The following is a 7,524-nucleotide window of genomic DNA, read 5'->3' on the forward strand; positions in this document are numbered from 1 at the left end:
CAGTCATGCCGTGCGGCGCAGTATCAGCAGATGGCGTTGGCCTTGGCAACCTGGAACGGTCAAGGCTTGTGCGCTATCGAGATGAAAATCTGGCGGCAATGCTACCAGTTCATCGGTCGGATGCAGCCCTTTCATCGCCAGCCAACGTGTATCGGTGTCGCCCATGTGGCGCGTCCACCCAGTAAAGTCTTCCAGACTGCTGAACGCCCGGGAAACAATTCCCGTGAACGGCGCATCTGGCTGATAAGCCTCTGCACGGCTGTGGATAACTTCGAGGTTGTCGAGTTTCAGCTCAAGTTTGACCTGAGTCTGGAACCGGGTTTTCTTGCCATTGCTGTCCAGAAGCGAAACTTTCATCTCCGGGAACATGATAGCCAACGGAATACCGGGCATCCCGCCACCACTACCAACGTCCAGCCAGCGTGGGCCTTCGATGAAAGGAACGACACTCAGGCTGTCGAGCAAATGACGCGAAACCATCTCGTCCGGATTGCGCACAGCCGTCAGGTTGTAGGCTTTGTTCCACTTTATCAACAGCTCAAGGTAAACCAGTAACTGGCCATGCTGCTTTTCGCTCAGATCCACGCCCAGTTCCCGGGCACCTGTGGATAATTCCTGAGCATGCTGCGGGGTAACCATAGAACTCAAGCGCTTTGCTCCAACTGACGGCCCGCGCCGCGTTTTTTCAAATGAATCATCAACAGGGAAATCGCCGCCGGCGTAACGCCAGGAATCCGCGATGCCTGTCCCAGGGTCTCGGGACGAGTTATCCCCAGCTTGCCTTGAATCTCTTTCGACAGACCGGAAATCGTCGTGTAGTCGATGTCTTCAGGCAGTTTTGTATCTTCACTGGCCCGCAGACGGGCAATTTCGTCCTGCTGACGTTCGATGTAACCGGCGTATTTGGTCTTGATCTCGACCTGCTCGGTGACTTGAGGGTCGCTGCAACCCTCGCCGGTAAGGGAAATCAGGCTTGCATAATCGACTTCCGGGCGAGTCAGCAGGTTGAGCAGATTGTATTCGTGAGTCAGCGGCGTGCCGAAGTGTGCGGCAATCGCATCGCCCTGCTCTGTACCAGGTCGAACCCAGGTACTTTTCAGACGCTGTTCTTCCAGCGCTATATTTTCACGCTTGGTGCAGAACGCCGCCCAGCGGGCGTCGTCGATCAACCCCAGCTCACGACCTTTTTCGGTCAGACGCAGGTCGGCGTTGTCTTCACGCAGGATCAGACGATATTCGGCACGGGATGTGAACATCCGGTAAGGCTCTTGTGTGCCGAGTGTAATCAGGTCGTCAACCAATACGCCGATGTACGCTTCATCACGGCGCGGGCACCAGCTTTCCTTGCCCTGGGCGCGAAGCGCAGCGTTGGTCCCGGCCAGCAGACCTTGCGCACCGGCTTCTTCGTAGCCAGTGGTGCCGTTGATCTGGCCAGCGAAAAACAGGCCGCCGATGACTTTGGTTTCCAGGCTGTATTTCAGGTCCCGTGGATCGAAGTAGTCATACTCGATGGCGTAACCAGGACGGACGATGTGCGCATTCTCCATGCCGCGAATCGAGCGAACGATCTGCAACTGCACATCGAATGGCAGCGAAGTGGAAATTCCGTTCGGATACAGCTCGTGAGTGGTCAAGCCTTCAGGCTCGATGAAGACCTGATGGCTTTCCTTGTCGGCAAAGCGATGGATCTTGTCTTCGATAGAAGGGCAGTAACGCGGGCCGATACCTTCGATCACACCGGAATACATGGGTGAACGATCAAGGTTGGAGGCAATGATTTCGTGGGTCCGGGCATTGGTATGCGTGATCCAGCAACTGACTTGCTCTGGATGCTGCTCCTTGGAACCCAGGAACGACATGACCGGTATAGGCGTATCGCCAGGTTGTTCTGTCATTACCGAAAAATCAACCGAACGGCCATCGATACGCGGTGGCGTCCCGGTTTTCAGGCGACCAACGCGCAGCGGCAACTCACGTAACCGTTTTGCCAGGGCAATCGACGGCGGATCTCCTGCACGGCCACCGGAATAGTTCTGCATACCGATGTGGATAAGTCCGCCCAGGAACGTACCAGTGGTCAAGACCACGGAATCGGCCATGAAACGCAGACCCATTTGGGTAACAACGCCACGAACCTGATCCTGTTCGACGATCAGGTCATCGCAGGCCTGTTGAAATATCCACAGGTTCGGCTGGTTTTCCAGGATTTCGCGAATGGCGGCCTTGTACAGGACACGGTCTGCCTGAGCACGAGTCGCTCGTACTGCTGGACCCTTGCGGCTGTTCAATACACGGAACTGGATGCCACCTTTATCGGTGGCCGTTGCCATCGCACCACCAAGGGCATCGATTTCCTTGACCAGATGACTTTTGCCAATGCCGCCAATGGCCGGGTTACAGCTCATCTGACCGAGCGTTTCCACGTTGTGCGTCAGCAATAGGGTTTTGACACCCATGCGTGCCGACGCAAGTGCGGCCTCGGTACCGGCATGACCGCCACCGATGACGATCACTTCAAAACGGGAAGGGAAATCCACCACGCACCTCGTGCCTGTTGTCGATGGGAAATTGGGATAGCTGACAAGTATAGGGAATACACCCACCTGAAAGAAACCCGTTGCACAAAATTTAACCAGCTGTGGAAAACTGGCGAATAAAGAAATTAAAAAGGAAAGAAATCTTATAAAACCTTGTTTTTATGTTTATTCTTACTGAGCATCCTTTCTGTGGATAAGGTTCTACAGACCATATAAATCAATATGTACAGCGTTTCAAAAGTCTGTGTTCATGTGCCATTGAGGCCTTGGGATAACCGTCTTGAGCCTGTGGATTAAATGACCACTTGTCCACAGAGGGGTTTATCTTCAGCTTTCGACCCCAGTTATCAACTGAGCTCAGAAGCAGTTATTCACAGGGCTTAATTCTGCTGAAAAGCACTTTGAATGGACAATTCACAGGCCCGTAAGCCCACAGAATTGTGTTTTGGTGCGACCAGTGGCAATGAGCAGGCAGGGCAAAGCCTTTCTCTGTGAATAAGAGAGGCTTGCTGGGGGACTAGAAAGGGAGTTCAGAAAGGCAAGCCCGACATTGCGTCGGGCTGTATTGCCGAGATTACTTGCCGATGCAGAAGCTTGAGAAGATCCTGCCGAGCAGGTCGTCGGAGCTGAAAGCCCCGGTAATTTCACCCAACGCCTGCTGAGCCTGGCGCAGGTCTTCCGCCAATAGCTCGCCTGCGCCGGCCAATGTCAGTTGTGCGCGGCCATGCTCCAGAAAGTCACTGGCATGACGCAGGGCTTCGAGATGGCGTCGACGTGCGCTGAAGCTGCTTTCCGAGGTCTGCTCGTATCCCATGCAGGCTTTGAGGTGCTCGCGCAGCAGTTCCAGACCTTCACCTCCGGCCTTGGCACTGAGACTGATCGTGACATGGCCATCATCGCTGGTTTCCAGAGCGATGAGGTCACCACTGAGATCGGCCTTGTTACGGATTAGCGTAACTTTGGATGCATCAGGGCGTTGTTCCAGGAACTCTGGCCATAGTGCGAAAGGATCGGTTGCTTCAGGCGCCGTAGCGTCTACCACCAGCAAGATGCGATCTGCCTCGCCAATGGCCTTGAGGGCACGTTGTACGCCAATGATTTCCACCTGATCGTCGGTATCGCGCAGGCCTGCGGTATCCACAACATGCAGTGGCATGCCGTCTATGTGGATATGTTCGCGCAGCACATCACGGGTCGTGCCGGCTATCTCGGTGACAATCGCAGCCTCTCGACCTGCCAGGGCATTGAGAAGGCTGGATTTGCCGGCATTGGGACGACCAGCAATCACTACAGTCATGCCGTCCCGCAGCAGCGCACCCTGCCCTGCTTCGCGCAGCACTGTGGATAACTCGTTACGCACCTCATCAAGCATGCTTAGTACATGGCCATCAGCAAGAAAGTCGATTTCTTCCTCAGGAAAGTCGATGGCCGCTTCGACATAGATCCGCAGGCTGATCAACTTCTCGGTCAAGTTATCCACACGCTGCGAAAAAACACCCTGCAAGGAGCGTAATGCGTTGCGCGCAGCCTGTGCAGAACTGGCTTCGATCAGATCCGCGATGGCCTCTGCTTGAGCGAGATCGAGCTTATCGTTGAGGAACGCCCGCTCGCTGAATTCACCTGGCCTTGCCAGACGGCTGCCAAGTTGCAGGCAACGTTGCAGCAGCATATCCAGAACGATAGGGCCGCCGTGGCCTTGCAGCTCCAGGACGTCCTCGCCGGTAAAGGAGTTTGGGCCAGGAAAATACAGCGCAATCCCTTCATCGATGACCTGGCCAGTTTCATCCTCGAAAGGCCCGTAGTGAGCAAATCGTGGTTTTGGCGTGCGGCCAATGATCGCTTGAGCAGCCTTGCTCGCCAAAGGCCCGGATATACGCACGATGCCAACACCCCCGCGACCTTGGGCGGTTGCGATGGCTGCGATGGTTTCACGAGGGACGTTCATGGTCCGGCTCCTGGACAACTGACAGATAGCAAAACGCCCCACGAGGGGGCGTCTTGTAAAACTTGTTCACAGGTTAGATCAAGCAGCAGCCTTGTTGGTAGCGGCTTCGATCTTGCGAGTGATGTAGGCCTGCTGTGCGATCGACAGGGTGTTGTTCACAACCCAGTACAGAACCAGACCGGCAGGGAACCACAGGAAGAAGAACGTGAAGATGATTGGCATCATTTTCATGACCTTGGCCTGCATCGGATCCGGCGGAGTCGGGTTCAGACGCTGCTGGATGAACATGGTTGCGCCCATGATGATCGGCAGGATAAAGAACGGGTCTTTGATCGACAGGTCGGTTATCCACAGGATCCACGGAGCCTGACGCATTTCCACGCTTTCCAGAAGTACCCAGTACAGCGAGAGGAAAACCGGCATCTGGACAAGAATCGGCAAGCATCCACCCAGCGGGTTGATCTTTTCTTTCTTGTACAGCTCCATCATTGCCTGGGACATCTTCTGACGATCGTCACCAAACTGCTCTTTCAGGGCGGTCAGCTTTGGACCTACGGCACGCATGCGCGCCATGGATTTGTAGCTGGCAGCAGAGAGAGGGAAGAACAAGCCTTTGATCAGCATGGTCAGGAAGATGATCGACCAGCCCCAGTTACCCACAATGGCGTGGATATGTTGCAGCAACCAGAAAATTGGTTGGGCAATGAACCACAGAATGCCGTAGTCGACAGTCAGTTCCAGCCCTGGGGATAACTCTTTGAGTACTGCCTGGCTTTTCGGGCCGGCATACAGCGTCGCGCTGGTTTCGCCTTTGGCACCGGCTGCAACAGCCAGTGTCGGGCCAGTGAAACCGATGATGTAGTTGCCTTGGTTGTCTTTACGAGTCTGAACAGCATTGCTGTCGCTGTGGCTTGGAATCCAGGCCGTCACGAAGTAATGCTGAAGCCATGCAACCCAGCCACCTTGTACTGTTTCTTTCAGCGGAGCCTTGTCGATATCTTTCATCGACACTTTTTTGTACGGCTCTGCAGCTGTCCACAAGGCAGCACCCAGGTAGGTTGCAGTGCCAGTGGCAGTGGTCGAAGACGGATCGGAGCTGGCATCGCGCTTCAATTGTGCAAACAGATTGCCCGCCCAAGGCTGAGCGCTCTGGTTATCCACAACGTAGGTGACCACTACATCGTACAAACCGCGCTTGAATGTGAAGCGCTTGATGTAATTGACGCCGTTATCAGCGAATTTCAGCTCGACGACCAGATCATTCTGGCCATCGTTCAGTTGATAAGTCTTTTGTGCAGACGAATAAACCGGACGGCCGGTAGCACGGGCATCAGGTCCGTTGGTACCGGTCAGGCCGCTTTGTGCCAGAAAGGTACGTTCACTGCCGTTGTCGAACAGCTGGAAAGGAACATCCGGGCGGTCCTGGCGACGTGGATACAGCGGCAAACGAAGTTGGACTACGTCACCACCTACCGGATCGATCGCCAGATCGAGCACGTCAGTCTTGACCTGAATCAGGTCTTTGCTGGGCGCTACCGGAGTTTCCAGAGGCGCTGCGACATTATTCGCGGTCGGGCTTGGAACATCGGCATTTGCAGAACCATTAGTACCAGCAGCCGTATCCGGTATAGCCGGTGCGGTTGTGCTGGCTGCAACATTCTGGGTCGGCATGGCAGCCTGGCCGTAGTCTTGGTTCCATTTCAGAACCCCGACGTAGGTCACGATTGCCAGGGCGACGATCAGGATCGTGCGTTTAATATCCATGATTACTCGGCCATCGAAGAAGAACGGGAGGTGGGGATAGGTGGAACCGGGTCATAACCACCGGGATTCCACGGATGACAGCGGCCCAAACGACGAAGTGTCAGCCAGCCGCCGCGTAAAAGGCCATGATTATCGATGGCTTCATACGCATAGCAGGAACAACTGGGGTAGAAACGACAGTGACTGGCCATCAGCGGGCTAATGGCGTAGCGGTAAAACTGGATCGGAACGAGTGCCAGTTTACGCATCTGGACTGTCTACCCCTGCAGTTTCGGTTTTTGCTTCTGGAGTGGGTCGGCTACGCGCCAGACGTTTCCAGAGCTTGCCGAAATGCTGAATCAGTTCAGGGTTTTCTACATCACCCAAACCTTTACGCGCGACGATCACGATATCCCAACCGACCAGATTATCCTGGTGCTGGCGGAATGATTCGCGCATGAGGCGTTTCAAGCGGTTTCGCTCAACGGAGAGCTTTACGCTCTTTTTACCTATCACCAGCCCCAGACGAGGATGATCAAGGTCGTTGTTGCGTGCAAGGAGCAGGAGATTTTTACCCGGAACCTTGCCGGTAGGGGAGTCAAAGACTGCCTTGAAATGCCGGGGAGTCAGCAAACGCTTTTCCCGACTGAAGTCTCGACTCACCACCAGTGCCGATTTATCAAACTGCCAGACGCTTACGGCCTTTGGCGCGACGACGCGACAGGACTGCACGGCCGTTCTTGGTGGCCATACGGGCACGGAAACCGTGGGTGCGGGCGCGCTTGATAGTGCTGGGTTGGAAAGTACGTTTCATGGCGTGTTACCTGGTTCGTCCACTACGGGCCGGAATGGCCCCCGTTTTAAGAGACCGGGGATTCTAGAGAAAGCAGGCGTGCAGGTCAATTTCCAACCAGCTTTTCCTTTATTTACTTCCTTACGAGTCATTACGCATTCCTCATCCGCATCCGGGGTGACCTGAGAGAAATCAGTTATAGAAATAAAAAGAGGGAATATTTAAAGCTTCTTTGTAGAGCTTATAAAGACTAGGGACGCACTTGTCTGTGGATAACCAATCGAAGCTCTTTAAAATCAATGTGTACAGAAGATCATAAGGCTGTCGAGAAACCGTGCTCTCCCTGTGCTGTGACCTCGGAAAAGCTGTGTATGGAATGGCATGTTATCCACAGGTGCGTTATCCACAGAGTTTCGACCCGACTTATGCAATGAGCTGAAGCCGGTTTATCCACAGAGCTTATCCACCTACCGTCTGTCGACTTTTCAAGTAATAAAAGCCGGCTT

7 protein-coding genes are annotated in these 7,524 nt (G+C 54.3%); all 7 read right to left on the reverse strand.

Going from position 1 to position 7,524, the window contains the following annotated elements:
• Nucleotides 1-3 precede the first annotated feature (3 nt).
• Complete coding sequence (gene rsmG / locus JL015_RS20800; RefSeq protein WP_201019766.1) at nucleotides 4-648, reverse strand: 16S rRNA (guanine(527)-N(7))-methyltransferase RsmG; 645 nt, start codon at nucleotides 646-648, stop codon at nucleotides 4-6.
• Nucleotides 645-2,537 carry a tRNA uridine-5-carboxymethylaminomethyl(34) synthesis enzyme MnmG gene (gene mnmG / locus JL015_RS20805; RefSeq protein ID WP_201001375.1) on the reverse strand — a complete coding sequence of 631 codons (1,893 nt, stop codon included), beginning with the start codon at nucleotides 2,535-2,537 and terminating at the stop codon, nucleotides 645-647. The genes rsmG and mnmG overlap by 4 nt, the downstream gene beginning before the upstream one ends.
• Before the next feature lie 574 nt (nucleotides 2,538-3,111).
• Nucleotides 3,112-4,482 (reverse strand): tRNA uridine-5-carboxymethylaminomethyl(34) synthesis GTPase MnmE, encoded by a 1,371-nt coding sequence (mnmE, locus tag JL015_RS20810; RefSeq protein ID WP_201019767.1) that lies wholly within the window; start codon nucleotides 4,480-4,482, stop codon nucleotides 3,112-3,114.
• 78 nt (nucleotides 4,483-4,560) lie between these two features.
• On the reverse strand, nucleotides 4,561-6,246 hold the full coding sequence (gene yidC, locus JL015_RS20815) for a membrane protein insertase YidC (RefSeq protein WP_201019768.1): 1,686 nt from the start codon (nucleotides 6,244-6,246) through the stop codon (nucleotides 4,561-4,563).
• Between the two features lie 2 nt (nucleotides 6,247-6,248).
• Entirely contained in the window at nucleotides 6,249-6,494 is a 246-nt protein-coding gene (gene yidD, locus JL015_RS20820; RefSeq protein WP_201019769.1) for a membrane protein insertion efficiency factor YidD, read from the reverse strand.
• Nucleotides 6,487-6,888 (reverse strand): ribonuclease P protein component, encoded by a 402-nt coding sequence (gene rnpA, locus JL015_RS20825; RefSeq protein ID WP_201019775.1) that lies wholly within the window; start codon nucleotides 6,886-6,888, stop codon nucleotides 6,487-6,489. Before rnpA ends, yidD begins: the two co-directional genes overlap by 8 nt.
• Before the next feature lie 16 nt (nucleotides 6,889-6,904).
• The gene (rpmH, locus tag JL015_RS20830; RefSeq protein ID WP_002551315.1) at nucleotides 6,905-7,039 is read right to left on the reverse strand and encodes a 50S ribosomal protein L34; all 135 of its coding nucleotides are present in this window, start codon (nucleotides 7,037-7,039) and stop codon (nucleotides 6,905-6,907) included.
• Between the last annotated feature and the right edge of the window lie 485 nt (nucleotides 7,040-7,524).

Source organism: Pseudomonas cichorii, from assembly GCF_015471405.1.
Classification (GTDB): Bacteria; Pseudomonadota; Gammaproteobacteria; order Pseudomonadales; family Pseudomonadaceae; genus Aquipseudomonas; species Aquipseudomonas serbiensis.